Origin of the sequence: Alkalimonas delamerensis (assembly GCF_030717955.1) — a bacterium.
GTDB classification, from domain to species: domain Bacteria; phylum Pseudomonadota; class Gammaproteobacteria; order Enterobacterales; family Alteromonadaceae; genus Alkalimonas; species Alkalimonas delamerensis.
On the sequence record NZ_JAUZVY010000001.1, the window covers coordinates 382,505 to 398,440 of the forward strand.

The following is a 15,936-nucleotide window of genomic DNA, read 5'->3' on the forward strand; positions in this document are numbered from 1 at the left end:
CTTACTGGTAAAGGTACTTGGTAAAGATCACATCCTGAATCATGTCCTGGCCGGTCTCCCGCTTCAGCACCGCTTGCAACTCGTGCAGTACGGTTTGGCGGATTTCCTCCCGGCCGGTCAGAGACTTGATTCGGTCTTCGTGCTGTTGATTAAACACCCGGATGATGGTGTTGAGGATTTGTGGTTCATGGTATTCGATGTCATTTAAAAAACGTCGATCGGCGACCATGAGCTCCACCGTTACCCGAATGTAGCCAAGGGAACGCCGGCCCGAGGTCACGTAGTTGGTGACAATGTCCGGGTCAAAGCCGTAGTAAACAATATCTTGTTCAGTACGGTTGGCCGAGGCGGGGTTGCTTAGCAGCAAAGCAACCAGGACGGTGCTGATAAAAAAAATACGGCTCAGTGTCATCACAGTTCAGGCTCTCTTAGGTTGCAGTCAACGCAGCTTAGCTCGATCATAGCAGTTTCTGCTATTTGTTCTATCGGCCAGAGGCAGAATTACTGAAATCTGTAACTGGAATTGCTATCATGCGCCGGTTTTCAGCCTGAAATGAGTCTTATGCCTACCGAGACTGCAACTTACTTATTGAATGCCCACTGGCAAGCTGCCGCCAGTTATCGGTTGCCGACAGCGCAAAGCGACTGGTTGCTTGAAACCGACTCGCTGACGGCCCGGCTCAAAAGCCGTTGTCAGCACTTTCGGGTGCAGCTGTTGCATGAGCAGTTGTACCCGCTGCCGGCACAGTTGCATCAATGCCTGCCTGCAAGCGGCCCTGCTATGCTGCGGGAAGTGGTGCTGTGGTGCGATGAGGTGGCGGTGATTTATGCCCAAAGCTGGTTACCACAGCCTACCTTGCAGACTGTGGCGCCCTTGGCCCAGTTGGGGGAACAGCCGTTGGGTGAGTTCATTTTTCGCCATCCTGCGCTGGTACGGCAGCCGCTGCAATTGGCGCAGCTGGATAGCCGGCAGCTGGGCTTGGGCGACATCTGCCCGCCCGCTCCGTTGTGGGCGCGTCGCTCGGTGTTTCAGCTGGCAGAGCAGCCGCTGCTGGTGGCTGAGGTCTTTTTACCCGGAGTTTACCCTTTATGAGTTGGCAGCTGCGCTGGTCGCATTGGCCCTGGTACCGCCAATTGATGCGGCTGGATAAACCCATCGGCATCTATTTGTTGTTGTGGCCCACCTGGTGGGCGTTGTGGCTGGCAGCCGACGGTGTGCCTCCCTGGTCTTTGTGGTTGGTGTTTACCCTCGGGGTGGTGTTGATGCGCTCGGCTGGTTGTGTGATCAACGATTATGCCGATCGCAACTTTGATGGCGCGGTAAGCCGGACCCAGCAACGCCCTCTGGCAGCTGGCAAGGTCTCGGCAGCCGAAGCCTTGCAGCTTTTTGGGTGCTTGTTATTGCTGGCGGCATCCTTGCTGCTGTTTTTAAACTGGCAAACCGCGCTCCTGTCGTTAGGCGCGGTGGCACTGGCGGCACTGTATCCCTTTATGAAGCGTTACACCCATTTGCCGCAGTTGGTACTTGGCGCAGCTTTTAGCTGGGGAATGCCGATGGCCTTTATGGCGATCCAGTTGCAGCTGCCGGTGGTCGTTTGGTGGTTGTATCTGGCCAACCTGTGCTGGACAGTGGCCTACGATACGTATTACGCCATGGTCGATCAGCCGGATGATGAACGGGTCGGCATTAAATCGACCGCCATTTTATTTGGCCGTTTCGGCTTTGCCGCCGTGCTACTGCTGCAGGGGCTGACACTGCTGCTGCTTTGGTATGTTGGTGTGCTGGCGCAGCTTGGACTTTGGTATCAGCTGGCGCTGCTGCTTTGCCTGCCGTTGTTTGGTTACCAGTTTTGGCTGGCCCGACAAAACCTGCAAGGCTGTTTTCAGGCCTTTTTGCACAACCATTACGTGGGCTTGTTGATTTTTATCGGCCTGGCACTGGATTTGCTGCTGAGCTAAAGCGGCAGCTCATCACGGCGGAACCAGCCGGCAATGCTGTATCTGTCCTGCTGCGTCGGGGTGACTTCGTGTGGGTAGCGGCTGCTTTCAAATAAAATCAGCGTGCCAGCGCGTGGCGGTAAACGCAGCCACTCGGTGTCGCCTCGGTAGACCACCAGCTCGCCTCCCTGGTGCACATCATTCAAATAACAGACGCTGGTCACCCGTCGGCTGGCTTGTTGATGAAAGGCGTCCAAATGAGTGCGGTAAAAATCGCCGGGCTGATAATGCGCAAAGTGGCATTCGTAACCGGTTAGTCCAAGGAAAAAGTGACGGTTTAGCTGTGCCAGAATGGCATTAAGTGCCAGCATGTAGTGTTGTTGGGGCAGGCTGGTGCCATTGAGCCAGCAGGTTTTATCGCGCCGAATCGACCGGGCATGTTGCCGTTGCTGACCTCGGCCTATGGCTGCGGGTGTCAGCTCTGCTTGCGCCTTAACTTCATGCAATAAGCGGTCGGTTAAATCCGCCGCCAGGTAATTGGGCAACACAACCAACCCGTCCTGCTCAAAGGCAGTTAGCCAGCCGGGCTGTTGTTCGCTGGCAGGTGTAGGCTGGGGTAAAAGGTTTTCGGCTGCGTCCATCATAAGGCCACCTGAGTATCAGAGCCGACCTTATACGCCGCTGCTGCAGCGCTGTCTAACAAATAAAATTTGTGCTGAAGATAAAGAACCTTTCTGATTGAGCCAAAGTGGTCTGGTGGACGTATTGTGCAAAGTTGATGGCTAGCAACCGGAGAATCCTATGCGTCTTGCCGCACCACTTTTTATCGCTTTGCTGCTACTTGGCTGCAGCCGCTCTGTGCTGGATTATCAAGCCGAGCAGCCTGAGCTGCGATTGGACCAGTTTTTTACCGGTACCGGTCGGGCCTATGGGGTGCTGCAAGATTGGCGAGGCCGGCAAAGTTTGCGCTTTCATGCCGATTTATGTGGTGTCTGGCAGCAAAATCAGGGCGATTTGTACGAGGTTTTTTATTTCAGCGACGGTCGGGTTGATTACCGGCACTGGCAACTGCAATTGCATGCCGATGGCCGGGTGACCGGGCAGGCGCACGATGTGCTGGGCGAGGCCAGCGGTCAACTGGCTGGCAATGCCTTGTATTGGGAGTACCGACTGGCGATCCCTTACCGGGGGGACAGCCTGGCGGTCAGTGTCAAAGACTGGATGTACCTGGTCACGCCAGAGCAAATTATCAACCGAACCAGCTTGCACAAATTTGGACTCAAGGTCGCCGATCTGACAATGTCGTTGCAGCAGGTCGATACCAGCGCCGATTGCACGCCACTGCGTTTGCAGCTGGAACAACTGGCAGCGGATGCCGAACCCGCTTAAGGTTCGGTTCTGTCCTGCATGGACTCGAGCTCAATGTGAATGGCATCGCAGGAAATCTGAATTTCATACAGCGACAAAGCCAGACTCACCAACAATGCAATCAAGCTGGCGGCGAAGGTAAGCTGACCCGCCAGCTCCCAGGCCATAAACAAACAAAACATCGACAGGGTACAGAGCAAAAAGCTCAATACCCCGTAGGCCTGCATAGCACGTATCAGCCCAATCCGTTTCTTCAGGTTGGCAATTTGTCGCAGCACCAGCTGCCGTACTTTTTCCCCTTCGCGTTCGTTCAGCTCTCGGATCAATTGGGCCAGCACCAAAAAGCGGTTGGTGTAAGCCAACAGCAGCAAAGATATAGCCGGAAACAACAGTGCTGGTGTGGTTAAAGTCATGGTGTTTCTCCAATTCGGATGAATTCGCTTATTTGAGCTGAAAGGATTACACTTAGTCGGAATTCGTGAGAAAAGTCAACCTGCCAACGGGTGCTGCCTGGCTCCGGCAAGCGGGTTCGTAGTAACAACATCAAAAAGGCATCGTGGTTTGATATGGCAACAAAACAAAAACAACAACCTGCAGTGCAGCCAGACACAAAACTCGAAACTCTGATCGAGACCATGCATCAGGAGCTGGGAACTCTGGTTACCGGCTTTTCCGAACAGTTGCTTGCCACCCAGCAGCAGCAATTGCAACAGCTAAGCCAGCAATTGGTACAGAGTGCGCAGCAGCAATGGCAGCAGCGCCTGATTGAGCAGGAGCAAGCCTATCAAAAGCTGTTCAAAGACTGGCAGCAGGCAAAGCAGCAGCTGGATATGGCGATTCCGGAAGATCCGGCCCAGTTAGAGAGCCTGAAGAAATCGCAACAGCAACTGGACCAGGCCATCAGTCAAAAAAAGCAGTTGGAGCAGGACGTCAAAAATTTGCAGCAACAGCTCACTGCACAGCAGGAACAGCAGCAAAAAGCATTGACTGAGCAACAACAGCTGGCCAGCAAATTGGAACAGCAATTAACCGAAGCTAAAAGCGCCAGCCAGCAGCAACAACAAGCCGGCGATAAAAAATTGCAGCAGCAACTGCAACAGTTGCAGCGTGAACTGGAAGAGTTGAAGCATCAGCAGGTCGCTGAAAAAGCTCAACTGCAACACAGTAAAGAAGACGAAAAGGCGCTGCGTCAGCAGCTGGCTGCGGAGAAAAAGTCGCGGCAGCAAGCGGAGGCCGCTCTGGCTGAGCAAGAAAAGCAACAGCAAAAAAATCAGCAGCAGCTGGACGAGCAGCAGAAAAAAGCGCAAGCGCAACTGAAAAGTCTGCAAGACAAGTTGCAACCGGTCGAGCAAGAACTGATTGAGCTGAAAAAGCAGCATCAGGCATTGCAACAAGAACACCAGCAGTTGCAGCAACAACAACAGCAGCAGGCTGAAGCACAAAAAGAAAAACTGCAGGCCCTGGCCAAGGTGCAGCAAGAGTTGCAGGATGAAAAATCACAGCATCAGGCTGCCCAGCAGCAAGTAACGGAGCTGCAAACCCGGTTGGAACAACGTGATGCCGAACAAAAATCGCTGCGGCAACAAGTGGCGAATGCCCAGGCGTTGGAGCAGGATTTGCAACAGGCGCAACAGCAGAGTGAGCAACTCCAGCAGCAAGTGCAGCAACAACAACAAGAAAGCGACGAGCTGCAACAGCGTTTTCAAAAAGCCAAAGAGCAACTGCAGCATGCGCAGCAGCGCCTGGAAGCCCACGAGCAGAAACAACTGCAACAATCCGATGCCTCGCGCGAGACCATTCGTGAGCTTCGGCAAGAGTTGGCGCAGGTGCAGCAAAGTCAGCAAGAGCAGCTCAGCACTTTGCAAGAGCAGCTGCTGGAATACAAATTAAAATTTGAGTACGCCCAAAAACAATTGCAGCAGCATGCCTGAGCAGGTACTTGATGCGTGAGTCAGACTGGCAATTGGTGTATCATGCCGCCTCAGAATTTGAAGCGGCTTTGATGGTTGGTTTGTTGCAAACCCATGGCATCGAAGCATGGTATCAGGGCCAGCTGTTGTTGGGGGCTCTGGGGGAGTTGCCGCCAACCGATGTTGCGGTTGGCCTTTGGGTGAGCCCCCGTCATCATCAGCAGGCGCTGACCATTCTTGAGCAGACCCGAACCTCAACTGGCAGTGAATGGCAGTGCGGTTGCGGTGAAATCAATGCGCCAGAGTTCGAGCTGTGCTGGGCTTGTGGCAAGGAACAGAATGAAACCAACTAATTTTCAACGTCTGCGGGAGCTGAACCTTTATCAGCAAGTCGCAGTGGCGGCCACCCTGATGGAGCGGATGCTGCCCAACTACCAGTTATTCAGTCAGGTGATGAACTATGGCGATGCCAGTTTGTTGCGTCATACGCTGGATCTGGTTTGGGAGTGGCTGGCGGTCAAAAAAGCCAAAATTAACTTCAGCCGTCTGGCCGATGAGCTGGCTGAAGTCACCCCCGAAATTAATCACTTTGATTGCTTTGGGGTCTACCCGGCGGTCGATACAGCGACGGCATTGGACGCCCTGCTCAACGGCATTGAACAGCGCGATGGTGCTGAGCTGGTCAATGTGGCTAAAATCTCCCAGGCTTCGGTGGCGCGGCTGATTGAGTACGAATCCGCTGAGCTGGATATCACCAGCGAAGCCGAGTTAAAGCAGCATGTCCGTAAACATCCCTTGATGCAGTATGAAATGGATTGCCTGGCCGAGTTGCTTGAGCAAGTGAGTGCCGTGCGCCAATTTGATTGGGCGCAAGTCAAGCTGCTGCAACAGTGGGTGGCGGAGCAAGGCGTCAGTAACCTGGGGATGGAGCTGGCTGGCGAGGAGCAGGCATGAGCAATGATTTTGTGTTTGGTCTGCATGCGGTGCAAGCTATTGTAGAGCGCTCGCCACAGGACCTGTTGGAAGTCTTTGTCAGCAAAGAGCGCGACGATAAGCGCATGCATCCTTTGGTGCAGCAGCTGCGTAAGCAAGGCATCGCGGTGCAGTTTTGTCACCGCAAAACGCTGGATAATCTGGTGCAGGGCCAGCATCAGGGCATCGTGGCCAAAATCCGGTTGGCTCAAGCCGGAACCGATGCTGATTTGATGGCTATCGTGCAGCAGCAGAGTGCTCCTCTTCTTTTGGTGCTTGACGGCGTTACGGATCCGCACAACTTAGGCGCTATTTTGCGCAGCGCCGATGCAGCCGGGGTGCATGCGGTGGTGGTGCCCAAAGACCGTTCGGTCAAACTGACCTCGGTCGTGCGCAAAGTGGCCTGTGGCGCTGCTGAAACCGTGCCATTTATTGCGGTGACCAATTTAGCCCGTGCGCTGCGGCAATTGCAGGAAGCTGGCGTTTGGGTCATCGGCACAGCGGGTGAAACCGAGCAAACCTTGTTTCAAACCGAACTGACAGGCCCATTGGCCATTGTGCTGGGCGCAGAAGGCGATGGACTGCGTCGGCTGACCCGCGAAACCTGCGATGCGCTGGTAAAAATTCCGATGCAGGGCAGTGTTTCCAGCCTGAATGTGTCGGTGGCCGCCGGCATTTGTTTGTTTGAAGCGGTACGGCAGCGTCAGCTCTAATCTAACGATGCCACCAGATGCGTGCTTTTTCTTGTGTTCGGTGGCTTTCCTCGCTATAATTCGCGCCCTTCGGCCACTACCCATGTTCCTTGCCTCCATGCAGGTCTGGCCGAGCCTGACCGAGGCTAATTAACCGTAAGGAGCTGCAATGCGTCATTACGAAATTATTTTTATGGTCCATCCGGATCAAAGCGAGCAGGTCCCTGGCATGATCGAGCGTTACACTGGCTCTATCACTGAAGCCGGTGGTACTGTTCATCGCCTGGAAGACTGGGGCCGCCGTCAACTGGCTTACCCAATCGAAAAACTGCACAAAGCGCATTACGTGCTGATGAATGTGGAAGCTCCACAGAACGTGATCGACGATCTGGAAACGACATTCCGTTTCAACGATGCTGTGCTGCGTAACATGATCATGCGTACCAACGGTGCCGTGGTTGAGCCGTCACCTATGGCTAAGGTTCGTGAAGAGCGCCGTGAGCGTGCTCCGCGTGAGTCTGAGCAACAGGCTGCAGCATCAGAAGAGTAAGGGGTGATGGACAATTTACTGGTGTGTGCTGGGCAAATTTGCCGACAGCCTGCGCGCAGTGAAAGTCCAGCCGGTATCCCGCAGTTGAGTCTGGTGCTTGAGCACCGCAGCCAGCAGCAGGAAGCCGGGTTAAATCGTCAGTGCTATGTTCGCCTTCAGGTGGTCTGCAGTGGGGATTTGGCACAACAAACTCAGCATTTATTGTTGGGAGACACAGTGCGGGTGCAGGGCTTTTTAAACCGACACCAGCAGCGCAACGGCCAGAGCAAACTGGTGTTGCATGCCCAACAAATTGAACAAATTCGTTAGGAGATCGTGTTATGTCACGTTATTTTCGTCGCCGTAAATACTGCCGTTTTTCTGCAGAAGGCGTTAAAGAGATCGATTACAAAGATATCGCTACTCTGAAAAACTACGTCACTGAAAGTGGCAAAATTGTACCCAGCCGTATTACGGGTACCAGTGCGAAGTATCAACGTCAGCTGGCTCGTGCGATTAAGCGCGCTCGCTACCTGTCTTTGCTGCCTTACAGCGATTCACACAGCTGATCGCCTGGTTTAACCGAATACTGAAGAGGTATCAGAATGAACATTATTCTTTTAGACAAGGTTGCCAACCTGGGTGGTTTGGGTGACCAGGTCGCAGTGAAAGCCGGTTACGCTCGTAACTACCTGTTCCCACAGGGTAAAGCTGTTCCTGCGAACAAAGCAAACATCGAGAAATTCGAACAGCGTCGCGCTGAACTGGAAGCCAAACTGGCAGAAGGTCTGGCTGCTGCGCAAAAGCGTGCTGAGCAAATTGCTGCGCTGGAAGAAGTGACCATCGCTTCCAAAGCCGGTGACGAAGGCAAGCTGTTCGGCTCCATCGGTACCCGCGATATCGCCGACGCCATCACCGAAGCGGGTGTGGCCGTTGCTAAGTCTGAAGTCAAGCTGCCACACGGCACCCTGCGTGAGACTGGCGAGTTCGAGATCGATCTGCAGCTGCACGCTGAAGTCACTGCTACTGTGAAACTGGTTGTGGTTGCCGAAGCTTAATTGGCTGAGGTCGACAAAAAAGCAGTGCCTTAGGGTGCTGCTTTTTTTATGGGCGAAAGCCAGACCGAGGGCTGCTTTTTATGGACTTTTTACTCACCTTGCTTTTTATTCTGCCAGTGGCAGGGTAGGATGGCAGTGTTGTTTTCTTCCTGTCTGGTACTATGCAAACAAAGAAAGATAAGCAGGTTGCTGCGGTAAAAATGCCACCTCACTCCATCGAGGCCGAGCAATCGGTGTTGGGTGGCTTGATGCTGGATAACGAAGCCTGGGATCGGGTGGCGGAAAAGGTGGTTGAGCAGGACTTTTACCTGCGGGCGCACCGGTTAATTTTTAATGCCCTGACCAAGCTGGCCGAACAAAACCAGCCGATGGACTTGATCACCGTATCGCAGGCGCTGGAACAAAACCAGCTGCTGGACGATGTCGGCGGCTTTGCTTATCTGGGCGAAATTGCCAAGAACACCCCCAGTGCGGCCAACATCCTGGCTTACGCCGAAATCGTGCGTGAACGCGCTGTGATTCGTGACATGATTGGGGTCGCGCATGACATTGCCGATGCCGGTTATGATCCTCAGGGACGAACCAGTGCCGAACTGCTGGACTTCGCCGAGACCCGGGTGTTTAAAATTGCCGAGCAGCGGGCCAATGCCAATGAAGGCCCGGAGCCGATCCACGATATTCTTAGCAAAACCATCGAAAAAATCGACGAGTTGTTTAACAAGCCCCACAATGGTGTCACCGGGGTGTCCACCGGCTATGTCGATCTGGACAAAATGACCAGTGGTCTGCAGCCGTCGGATCTGATTATTGTCGCGGCCCGTCCGTCGATGGGGAAAACCACCTTTGCGATGAACTTGTGTGAAAATGCGGCCATTACCAGCGACAAGCCGGTGCTGATTTTCAGCCTGGAAATGCCCTCCGAGCAAATCATGATGCGGATGCTGGCCTCGGTGGGCCGCATTGATCAAACCCGAATTCGGACCGGCCAGTTGGAAGACGAGGACTGGGCGCGGCTGTCCTCGGCCATTGAACTGTTAAACACCAAAGGCAAAATGTACATCGACGATGCATCGGGCTTAACCCCAACCGAGGTGCGCTCCCGGGCCCGGCGGGTGGCGCGAGAGCATGGTGGCCTTAGCATGATCATGGTGGATTATTTGCAGCTGATGACCGTGCCTGGCATGAGTGAAAACCGTACCCTGGAAATTGCCGAAATTTCCCGCTCGTTAAAAGCCCTGGCCAAAGAGCTGAAAGTGCCGGTGGTGGCGCTGTCGCAGCTGAATCGGAGCTTGGAGCAGCGCGCCGACAAGCGGCCGGTGAACTCCGACTTGCGGGAGTCTGGCTCCATCGAGCAGGATGCCGACCTTATTATGTTTATCTACCGGGACGAGGTTTACAACGACGACAGTCCGGACAAAGGCTCGGCTGAAATCATTATTGGTAAGCAGCGGAATGGCCCGATAGGCCGGGTTCGGCTCACCTTTCACGGTCAGTATTCCCGTTTTGACAACTTTGCCGGCAGTTACCGTTTCGACGAGGATTAATCATGCTGCGTAAACCGGTAGCGCGGATTGATGTCGATGCGCTGAAACACAACCTGACCCGGGTTCGGCAAGAGGCTGCTGGAAGCAAGGTGCTGGCGGTGCTCAAAGCCAATGCTTATGGTCACGGCATGCTGCAAGTGGCGGAGCAGTTGCAACAAGCCGATGCTTTTGGCGTTGCCCGGCTGGACGAAGCCCTGGCCCTTCGAGCCGGTGGCATCGTCAAGCCCATTGTACTGCTGGAAGGCTTTTTTGATGCCGATGAATTGCCACAAATCGTTGCTAGCAATCTGCAGGTGGTGGTGCATCAACAGGAGCAGGTTGACGCCATTGTCGCGGCTGAGCTGGATGCACCCATTCGGATCTGGCTGAAAATGGACACCGGCATGCACCGGCTTGGTTTGCCACCCGAGCAATACCAGGCCGCCTGGCAGGCGCTGTCGCAAAGTCCAAATGCCTTGCCCGGTATCCGGCTGATGTCGCACTTTGCTTGTGCCGATGATTTGCAGTGCCCCGATACGCTCGAGCAAATGCAGCGTTTTGCTCAGTGGTCGCACGGCCTGGGTGGGGACATCTCTTTAGCCAATTCTGCCGGGCTACTGGGCTGGCCGCAAAGCCACGGCGACTGGGTTCGTCCCGGTCTGATGCTGTATGGGGTTTCCCCTTTGCTGGGCAAGGCAGGAGCGGACCATGGTTTGCAGCCGGTGATGACGCTGTGCAGCCGAGTGATAGCGATTCGTGATGTAGCCGCCGGCGAAACCGTCGGCTATGGCTCGGCCTGGCAGGCACAGCAGTCCACCCGCCTTGCGGTGGTTGCCATAGGCTATGGCGATGGCTATCCGCGCATGGTGCCCAATGGTACCCCGGTACTGCTGCATGGTCAGCGCTTTCCTATTGTCGGGCGGGTGTCGATGGACATGCTCACCATTGATATCGGTCAGCAAGCCGTGAAGCCGGGGGATGAGGTGGTACTCTGGGGGCAGGGCTTGCCGGTGGAAGAGATTGCGGCTTTGGTTGGCACCATTCCTTATGAGCTGCTGTGCAACATTACCCCCAGGGTCGATTTTGTCTATCAGGGTGGGAATTAACCGCCCATATTGTCAAAGCTCACTTCAATGTGTACCTTGCCGAAATCCGAGGTAAAGGGCATCAGGATTTTCGGGCCATCGCACTTGTGGGTAATGGTGTGCTCTTTACCAGAGACCACCACCGGCGTTGCCATGGAAAACTCATAGCCTTTTTCACCAAGAATCCGCTTGGCACCGCCGGTCACCATGTTGGTGATTTCACCCACCATGTCGGTTACTTCTTCATTAATTTTACTGGGCTTCTCACCCAGCATCCGGAACATGATCTCCAGTGCCAGCGACTCTTCAAAGGTAATGGAAAAGGAGCCTTTGGTCTCGTTGCCAACCATGCCAATTAAACCGGAGACATCCCCACGGGCGACTTCGTCTTTTTTTAGCCGTGGCTGGCCGGGAACGATCTTGGTATTGGCCATGGTGCCGAGCACATTGACCAAGGACGACAAAAACGGATTGACGAATTCAACATTCATGAAAATAGGCCTGCTTGGTTAATTTGGTGACATCACAATAAGTTACTGTATTAAGCGTAATAGAGTTTAGCCAAAGCTCAAGTTTCCGTATACGGGATATTCTGGTTAGTGGCTTTCCCGGCAACGGTTGCAGATGCCATGCGCTTCCATGGTTTGTCGGCCAATGTGGAAGCCTTCTTTAGCCGCCTGATCACGAAAAGCTTTATCCAGGCTGTGCGAGTGCAGTTCGGTGACATGACCGCATTGCTCGCAAATCAACAGCTGCGCTGGGTGTTGATGATCAAAGTGCTGGCACAGCATAAAGGCATTGTTGGACTCAATTTTATGAATAAAGCCCTGCTCGGTCAGAAACTCCAGTGCCCGGTAAATGGTGGCAGGCTTTGCGCCCGGCTCGGTTTGTTTCAGCTCTTCCAGCAGCTCATAAGCACCCACACCGCTTTCGGTTTTCGCCAGCAGACGAAATACTTTCTCACGAATGGCGGTAAAACGGCTGCCTTTTTGCATGCAAACCAAACGTGCTTTATCAACCAGAACTTCAACAGACATTGCAGGCTCCTGTGCTTTATTCCCTTCAGTTTACCATAGCGCATTAAAGTTGCATCCGGCAATTTTGGGGTGCTGGTTTTGGCTGACGGAACTTCAGATTGCCCGTCATCATACTTTCAGTTTTTATTTTTAGGGTTATAATAACTCCATCTGTGAAGGAAGGTATGTACCGGTGACCAGCAGCAGTGAATTGATGAAAGAGCTTAAAGCCGCTGGATGGGTATTGGTAAGAGTCAAAGGCAGTCACCACCAATTTCGCCATCCCGATCATGTAATGCCGTTGACCTTGCCTCATCCTAAGAAGGACTTAGGCAAAGGTCTGGTGCAAAAGATACGTAAACAAGCAGGGCTCTGAGTGCTATGCATGCAAGCCGCAGGGGAGGAAAATATGTTGTATCCTATCGCGATAGAAAAAGGTGATGACCAGACCGCTTATGGCGTTTCAGTGCCTGATGTGCCTGAATGCTTTAGCGCTGGCGATACCTTTGAAGAAGCCGTTATCAATGCCAAAGAGGCACTGGAGTTGCATTTTGAAGCTCTGGCGGAGCAGGGGCAGTTACCACCTTTGGCTAGCAGCATTGATCACTTCATGACACGGCCAGACTATGAGGGCTGGGTCTGGGCCTTGGTCGAGATTGATTTAGAGCCATTTTTGGGCAAGGCCAGCAAAATCAATGTGACTTTACCAAACCTGCTAACCAGAAAGATCGACGAACTGGTGAAGTGCAACCCTGCTTACAAAAGCCGCTCGCATTTTTTGCAGGTAGCGGCCAGCCATGAGTTTGAGAAGTTACAGGGCATGGGTTAGGTGCTGAGTGCTGTTCTTTATTCGCTTCTCTGATGGTTTCAATGATAAAATAACCCGCTGTGTTATTGCCTGAGAGACTGTTTTGACCACCGCCATTAACCACACCTTTTCCATTGCCCCGATGCTGGATTGGACCGATCGGCACTGCCGCTATTTCCACCGTTTGTTGTCGCAGCGGGCGGTACTCTACACCGAGATGGTGACTACGGGCGCAATTATTCATGGTAAGGGCGATTACTTGGCCTACAACGAGGAAGAGCACCCGTTGGTTTTGCAGCTGGGTGGTTCGGATCCAGCCGATATGGCGCACTGCGCTAAAATTGCTGCTGAGCGCGGCTACGACGAGGTGAACATCAATGTCGGCTGCCCGTCGGATAGGGTGCAAAATGGTATGTTTGGCGCTTGTTTGATGGCGCGGCCTGAGCTGGTGGCGGCCTGTGTGGCACAGATGCGGCAACAGGCTGATATCCCGGTGACGGTGAAAACCCGCATTGGCATCGACGAGCAGGACAGCTACGAGTTTTTAACCACCTTAATCGAGCAGTGTGCTGCCGCCGGTTGCGAGCACTTTATCATTCATGCCCGCAAAGCCTGGCTTAAAGGTCTCAGCCCGAAAGAAAACCGGGAAATTCCTCCGCTGGATTACCCACGGGTGCACCAGCTAAAACGTGACTACCCACAGTTAAGTTTTTCCTTAAACGGTGGCTTGAAAACCATTGAAGCCTGTCAGCAGCAATTGAACGACCTGGATGGCGTGATGGTTGGCCGCGAAGTCTACACCAACCCCTGGTTGCTCAGCCAAGTGGATGAACAGCTGTACGGCGAAGCCCCTTTTGCCAAAACCCCTTTTGAGGTGGTGGAGCAGATGATCCCTTACATTGAGCGACAGATGCAGCAGGGAGCGCGCTTCTGGCAGATTGCCCGCCATATGTTAGGCCTGTTTCAGGGCGTGCCCGGTGCCAGGCAGTGGCGACGAACCTTATCGGAGCGCGGTCACTTGTCGGAGTCTGGTCCCGAGTTGCTGCGGGCTGCTTTGGCGCAGGTTCGACGATAACTGGAGGCTAAATATTGCGGGTGGTGGATTTGACCAGGTGATTGGTCAAATTCGCTAAATGTTGTATCCGCGATGTGTTCCCTGCACAGGAACATAAGCTAGGATCTTCTTTATCATTTTGATTTTTAAAGTTTATTTTTTTATGTTCAAGCTGGCACGCCTCTTGAAATACCTTGGTTGTCATTATGACCCAACAACCAAGGAGAACGACCATGACTTTAAAAATGATGCTCACCGCGACCGTATTGACCTGCACTGCTGCGTTGCTTCCTGCTCAAGCCAATGAAGTAAATATCAGCCAGCTGATGGGCGAACTGCTGCAGAAGCAAGCCGTTGAGCTGCGAGAGCAATTGCGTCATTCCGCTAAGCAGTCTATGCAACAGATGATGGAGCAAGTAGTGCCGCGCCTGGCGGAAACCAGCGAGCTGCCAACAAGCAGCGAGCGTTCAACAGCCAGCCAGGAATCCGAGCAACAAGAGGCTGCCGAATAATGCCTTTTGCAGATCAACTGCTGTTATTGTTGCTCACACCAGTACTGACACTGATACCGCTGGGGATCCTTAGTAGCTGGTTATTTACCAAACTGGAAGGTTAGGCCCCTCATGCTGTACGGGGCTTAACCGATTTTTCTGCTGGCTTCTTTTTTGTTGTTTTATCCCTCCACTTTTTCCCTCATCTGACTCTGTAAAGACTAGTACCCTGCAGGCAGAAAGGCTATGCTGTAGCTCTCTGTATTCCAAAGATAAAGAGGGCGCTATGAAAATTTTCTCAACTCTGTTACTTGGTTGTATGCTGCTGGCAGCCCCTGCGCTGGCGGTTGTGCCCGTGGCGATCGAAGCCGATGAGGTCATTGTGCGAGTGCCGATGCCTGGCCGTACTGTCACCGCCGGCTACATGACGTTGCGTAATCTCGGTGCTGAAAGTCGTCAGCTGACAGCGGTTCAATCCGAAGCCTTCGAGCGGATTGAGTTACACACCCATACCCATGTGGATGGCATGATGCGTATGATCGAAGTCGATAGCATTGAAGTTCCTGCTGGCGGCGAAGCGGTGCTGCGCCCGGGCGGCTTGCATTTGATGTTGTTTGAACCTGGTTTGGTATTGGAAGAAGACGGCAGCATTGTGCTGCAACTGCAGTTTGACGATGGCACCGAGTTGGCTGTAACAGCCCGCCTGGTGATGCCGCCAAGACGCTAAAAGGATGAAACGATGAAGCGATGGACCATGATGGCTATGTTGCCACTAATGTTTGCCGGCACCGCTCAGGCAGACTTTTTTGCGGTAAAGCTGCAGCTCGATAGTTGGCAAGCCAGTGCTGAGGGGGACTTTGGTCAGACCGGTGCCAGCCAACCGCACGACTTTAGCAGCCGGAATCAATTGCGTTTAGGGTTGGCTTTTGAGCACCCTATTCCGCTAATACCCAATCTGGCAGTACGTTACCAGGGGCTCAAGCATCAAGGCCGGACTGAGCTGGCGCAGACCTTTGCGCTGGCCGGTCAAAGTTATGCGGTTGGTTCAGAACTGGATTCCAGCCTTGACCTGGCGCACATTGATGCAGTTTTTTATTACCAACTGTTGGATAACAATCTGGTTGGGCTGAATTTCGGTGCTATGGTAAAGCGTCTGGACGGCAAAGCCGCTGCGCAGGATCAGAATGGCCTGGCCAGTGAGCAACGTCTGAAAGGTAACTTAGCGATGTTGCATGCATCGGCGCGCCTGGATCTGGTGGGTACTAGCTGGCAGCTGTTTGCCGAAGCCAATGGTGTGACACCAGGTCGCCATCAGGCGCATGATGTCTCCGCTGGGCTGGTTTTCCAGTTTATCGATGCCATCATACTCGATGGTGCACTACGCCTGGGGTACCGTGACAGTCGTCTGGAGCTGGATAACCTGCAAGGCGTTTCTACCAGCATGGACTACTCCGGTGTTTTTGTTGGACTGGAGCTAAGTTTCTAATCGCTT

24 protein-coding genes are annotated in these 15,936 nt (G+C 53.5%); 19 read left to right on the forward strand and 5 right to left on the reverse strand.

The window, feature by feature from the left end:
* Window position 1: 1 nt before the first annotated feature.
* Window positions 2–412, reverse strand: a complete 411-nt coding sequence (locus Q3O59_RS01740; RefSeq protein WP_305944435.1) for a flagellar basal body-associated FliL family protein — start codon at window positions 410–412, stop codon at window positions 2–4.
* 150 nt (window positions 413–562) lie between these two features.
* On the opposite strand from Q3O59_RS01740, the gene Q3O59_RS01745 reads away from it, so the two are divergent.
* Together Q3O59_RS01745 and ubiA are read left to right on the forward strand one after the other, a co-directional pair.
* On the forward strand, window positions 563–1,093 hold the full coding sequence (locus tag Q3O59_RS01745) for a chorismate--pyruvate lyase family protein (RefSeq protein WP_305943963.1): 531 nt from the start codon (window positions 563–565) through the stop codon (window positions 1,091–1,093).
* Window positions 1,090–1,959, forward strand: coding sequence for a 4-hydroxybenzoate octaprenyltransferase (gene ubiA / locus Q3O59_RS01750; protein ID WP_305943964.1), 870 nt, complete (start codon window positions 1,090–1,092; stop codon window positions 1,957–1,959). The genes Q3O59_RS01745 and ubiA overlap by 4 nt, the downstream gene beginning before the upstream one ends.
* Here ubiA and Q3O59_RS01755 read toward each other — a convergent pair.
* Window positions 1,956–2,582 carry a 2OG-Fe(II) oxygenase gene (locus Q3O59_RS01755; RefSeq protein WP_305943965.1) on the reverse strand — a complete coding sequence of 209 codons (627 nt, stop codon included), beginning with the start codon at window positions 2,580–2,582 and terminating at the stop codon, window positions 1,956–1,958. The two genes, ubiA and Q3O59_RS01755, sit on opposite strands and share 4 nt — an antisense overlap.
* A 157-nt stretch (window positions 2,583–2,739) precedes the next feature.
* Between Q3O59_RS01755 and Q3O59_RS01760 the strand changes: the two genes are divergently transcribed.
* A complete protein-coding gene (locus tag Q3O59_RS01760; protein ID WP_305943966.1) occupies window positions 2,740–3,327 on the forward strand; it encodes a DUF3833 family protein in 588 nt (195 codons plus the stop codon).
* Here the strand turns inward: Q3O59_RS01760 and Q3O59_RS01765 are convergent.
* Window positions 3,324–3,719 (reverse strand): DUF2721 domain-containing protein, encoded by a 396-nt coding sequence (locus Q3O59_RS01765; RefSeq protein WP_228591405.1) that lies wholly within the window; start codon window positions 3,717–3,719, stop codon window positions 3,324–3,326. The genes Q3O59_RS01760 and Q3O59_RS01765 overlap by 4 nt on opposite strands.
* 153 nt (window positions 3,720–3,872) lie before the next feature.
* On the opposite strand from Q3O59_RS01765, the gene Q3O59_RS01770 reads away from it, so the two are divergent.
* The 10 genes from Q3O59_RS01770 (at window position 3,873) to alr (ending at window position 11,096) form a co-directional block, all read left to right on the forward strand.
* Window positions 3,873–5,237, forward strand: a complete 1,365-nt coding sequence (locus Q3O59_RS01770) for a coiled-coil domain-containing protein (RefSeq protein ID WP_305943967.1) — start codon at window positions 3,873–3,875, stop codon at window positions 5,235–5,237.
* Window positions 5,238–5,248: 11 nt separating this feature from the next.
* Complete coding sequence (locus tag Q3O59_RS01775; RefSeq protein WP_228591401.1) at window positions 5,249–5,569, forward strand: putative signal transducing protein; 321 nt, start codon at window positions 5,249–5,251, stop codon at window positions 5,567–5,569.
* Window positions 5,556–6,170, forward strand: coding sequence for a YjaG family protein (locus Q3O59_RS01780; RefSeq protein WP_305943968.1), 615 nt, complete (start codon window positions 5,556–5,558; stop codon window positions 6,168–6,170). Before Q3O59_RS01775 ends, Q3O59_RS01780 begins: the two co-directional genes overlap by 14 nt.
* Window positions 6,167–6,901, forward strand: a complete 735-nt coding sequence (gene rlmB, locus Q3O59_RS01785) for a 23S rRNA (guanosine(2251)-2'-O)-methyltransferase RlmB (RefSeq protein ID WP_305943969.1) — start codon at window positions 6,167–6,169, stop codon at window positions 6,899–6,901. The genes Q3O59_RS01780 and rlmB overlap by 4 nt, the downstream gene beginning before the upstream one ends.
* A 148-nt stretch (window positions 6,902–7,049) precedes the next feature.
* Window positions 7,050–7,430, forward strand: a complete 381-nt coding sequence (rpsF, locus tag Q3O59_RS01790) for a 30S ribosomal protein S6 (RefSeq protein WP_305943970.1) — start codon at window positions 7,050–7,052, stop codon at window positions 7,428–7,430.
* Window positions 7,431–7,436: 6 nt separating this feature from the next.
* Window positions 7,437–7,739, forward strand: a complete 303-nt coding sequence (gene priB / locus Q3O59_RS01795; protein WP_305944436.1) for a primosomal replication protein N — start codon at window positions 7,437–7,439, stop codon at window positions 7,737–7,739.
* Between the two features lie 11 nt (window positions 7,740–7,750).
* Window positions 7,751–7,978 (forward strand): 30S ribosomal protein S18, encoded by a 228-nt coding sequence (rpsR, locus tag Q3O59_RS01800; protein ID WP_228590942.1) that lies wholly within the window; start codon window positions 7,751–7,753, stop codon window positions 7,976–7,978.
* Between the two features lie 36 nt (window positions 7,979–8,014).
* Complete coding sequence (gene rplI, locus Q3O59_RS01805; protein ID WP_305943971.1) at window positions 8,015–8,467, forward strand: 50S ribosomal protein L9; 453 nt, start codon at window positions 8,015–8,017, stop codon at window positions 8,465–8,467.
* A gap of 161 nt (window positions 8,468–8,628) precedes the next feature.
* On the forward strand, window positions 8,629–10,011 hold the full coding sequence (gene dnaB, locus Q3O59_RS01810; protein WP_228590946.1) for a replicative DNA helicase: 1,383 nt from the start codon (window positions 8,629–8,631) through the stop codon (window positions 10,009–10,011).
* A gap of 2 nt (window positions 10,012–10,013) precedes the next feature.
* Window positions 10,014–11,096, forward strand: coding sequence for an alanine racemase (gene alr / locus Q3O59_RS01815; protein ID WP_305943972.1), 1,083 nt, complete (start codon window positions 10,014–10,016; stop codon window positions 11,094–11,096).
* Here the strand turns inward: alr and Q3O59_RS01820 are convergent.
* Both Q3O59_RS01820 and Q3O59_RS01825 read right to left on the reverse strand, forming a co-directional pair.
* Complete coding sequence (locus Q3O59_RS01820) at window positions 11,093–11,566, reverse strand: chemotaxis protein CheX (protein ID WP_228590950.1); 474 nt, start codon at window positions 11,564–11,566, stop codon at window positions 11,093–11,095. The two genes, alr and Q3O59_RS01820, sit on opposite strands and share 4 nt — an antisense overlap.
* A 105-nt stretch (window positions 11,567–11,671) precedes the next feature.
* Window positions 11,672–12,112 carry a transcriptional repressor gene (locus Q3O59_RS01825; protein WP_305943973.1) on the reverse strand — a complete coding sequence of 147 codons (441 nt, stop codon included), beginning with the start codon at window positions 12,110–12,112 and terminating at the stop codon, window positions 11,672–11,674.
* Between the two features lie 193 nt (window positions 12,113–12,305).
* On the opposite strand from Q3O59_RS01825, the gene Q3O59_RS01830 reads away from it, so the two are divergent.
* The 6 genes from Q3O59_RS01830 (at window position 12,306) to Q3O59_RS01855 (ending at window position 15,930) form a co-directional block, all read left to right on the forward strand.
* The gene (locus Q3O59_RS01830) at window positions 12,306–12,467 is read left to right on the forward strand and encodes a type II toxin-antitoxin system HicA family toxin (protein WP_305944437.1); all 162 of its coding nucleotides are present in this window, start codon (window positions 12,306–12,308) and stop codon (window positions 12,465–12,467) included.
* A gap of 33 nt (window positions 12,468–12,500) precedes the next feature.
* Window positions 12,501–12,920: a type II toxin-antitoxin system HicB family antitoxin gene (locus Q3O59_RS01835; protein ID WP_305943974.1), complete on the forward strand. Its 420-nt coding sequence runs from the start codon at window positions 12,501–12,503 to the stop codon at window positions 12,918–12,920.
* A gap of 82 nt (window positions 12,921–13,002) precedes the next feature.
* Window positions 13,003–13,974 (forward strand): tRNA dihydrouridine(20/20a) synthase DusA, encoded by a 972-nt coding sequence (gene dusA, locus Q3O59_RS01840; RefSeq protein ID WP_305943975.1) that lies wholly within the window; start codon window positions 13,003–13,005, stop codon window positions 13,972–13,974.
* A 212-nt stretch (window positions 13,975–14,186) separates the two neighbouring features.
* Window positions 14,187–14,465, forward strand: coding sequence for a hypothetical protein (locus Q3O59_RS01845; protein WP_228590956.1), 279 nt, complete (start codon window positions 14,187–14,189; stop codon window positions 14,463–14,465).
* 265 nt (window positions 14,466–14,730) lie between these two features.
* A complete protein-coding gene (locus Q3O59_RS01850) occupies window positions 14,731–15,171 on the forward strand; it encodes a copper chaperone PCu(A)C (protein WP_305943976.1) in 441 nt (146 codons plus the stop codon).
* A 12-nt stretch (window positions 15,172–15,183) separates the two neighbouring features.
* Entirely contained in the window at window positions 15,184–15,930 is a 747-nt protein-coding gene (locus Q3O59_RS01855) for a TIGR04219 family outer membrane beta-barrel protein (RefSeq protein WP_305943977.1), read from the forward strand.
* The last annotated feature ends 6 nt before the right edge of the window (window positions 15,931–15,936 follow it).

Bases quoted from the DNA above. Each gene is read 5' to 3' on its own strand.
- Q3O59_RS01740 (WP_305944435.1), bottom strand. From the start codon at position 412: ATGACACTGAGCCGTATTTTTTTTATCAGCACCGTCCTGGTTGCTTTG.
- Q3O59_RS01745 (WP_305943963.1), top strand. From the start codon at position 563: ATGCCTACCGAGACTGCAACTTACTTATTGAATGCCCACTGGCAAGCT.
- ubiA (WP_305943964.1), top strand. From the start codon at position 1,090: ATGAGTTGGCAGCTGCGCTGGTCGCATTGGCCCTGGTACCGCCAATTG.
- Q3O59_RS01755 (WP_305943965.1), bottom strand. From the start codon at position 2,582: ATGATGGACGCAGCCGAAAACCTTTTACCCCAGCCTACACCTGCCAGC.
- Q3O59_RS01760 (WP_305943966.1), top strand. From the start codon at position 2,740: ATGCGTCTTGCCGCACCACTTTTTATCGCTTTGCTGCTACTTGGCTGC.
- Q3O59_RS01765 (WP_228591405.1), bottom strand. From the start codon at position 3,719: ATGACTTTAACCACACCAGCACTGTTGTTTCCGGCTATATCTTTGCTG.
- Q3O59_RS01770 (WP_305943967.1), top strand. From the start codon at position 3,873: ATGGCAACAAAACAAAAACAACAACCTGCAGTGCAGCCAGACACAAAA.
- Q3O59_RS01775 (WP_228591401.1), top strand. From the start codon at position 5,249: ATGCGTGAGTCAGACTGGCAATTGGTGTATCATGCCGCCTCAGAATTT.
- Q3O59_RS01780 (WP_305943968.1), top strand. From the start codon at position 5,556: ATGAAACCAACTAATTTTCAACGTCTGCGGGAGCTGAACCTTTATCAG.
- rlmB (WP_305943969.1), top strand. From the start codon at position 6,167: ATGAGCAATGATTTTGTGTTTGGTCTGCATGCGGTGCAAGCTATTGTA.
- rpsF (WP_305943970.1), top strand. From the start codon at position 7,050: ATGCGTCATTACGAAATTATTTTTATGGTCCATCCGGATCAAAGCGAG.
- priB (WP_305944436.1), top strand. From the start codon at position 7,437: ATGGACAATTTACTGGTGTGTGCTGGGCAAATTTGCCGACAGCCTGCG.
- rpsR (WP_228590942.1), top strand. From the start codon at position 7,751: ATGTCACGTTATTTTCGTCGCCGTAAATACTGCCGTTTTTCTGCAGAA.
- rplI (WP_305943971.1), top strand. From the start codon at position 8,015: ATGAACATTATTCTTTTAGACAAGGTTGCCAACCTGGGTGGTTTGGGT.
- dnaB (WP_228590946.1), top strand. From the start codon at position 8,629: ATGCAAACAAAGAAAGATAAGCAGGTTGCTGCGGTAAAAATGCCACCT.
- alr (WP_305943972.1), top strand. From the start codon at position 10,014: ATGCTGCGTAAACCGGTAGCGCGGATTGATGTCGATGCGCTGAAACAC.
- Q3O59_RS01820 (WP_228590950.1), bottom strand. From the start codon at position 11,566: ATGAATGTTGAATTCGTCAATCCGTTTTTGTCGTCCTTGGTCAATGTG.
- Q3O59_RS01825 (WP_305943973.1), bottom strand. From the start codon at position 12,112: ATGTCTGTTGAAGTTCTGGTTGATAAAGCACGTTTGGTTTGCATGCAA.
- Q3O59_RS01830 (WP_305944437.1), top strand. From the start codon at position 12,306: ATGAAAGAGCTTAAAGCCGCTGGATGGGTATTGGTAAGAGTCAAAGGC.
- Q3O59_RS01835 (WP_305943974.1), top strand. From the start codon at position 12,501: ATGTTGTATCCTATCGCGATAGAAAAAGGTGATGACCAGACCGCTTAT.
- Q3O59_RS01845 (WP_228590956.1), top strand. From the start codon at position 14,187: ATGACTTTAAAAATGATGCTCACCGCGACCGTATTGACCTGCACTGCT.
- Q3O59_RS01850 (WP_305943976.1), top strand. From the start codon at position 14,731: ATGAAAATTTTCTCAACTCTGTTACTTGGTTGTATGCTGCTGGCAGCC.
- Q3O59_RS01855 (WP_305943977.1), top strand. From the start codon at position 15,184: ATGAAGCGATGGACCATGATGGCTATGTTGCCACTAATGTTTGCCGGC.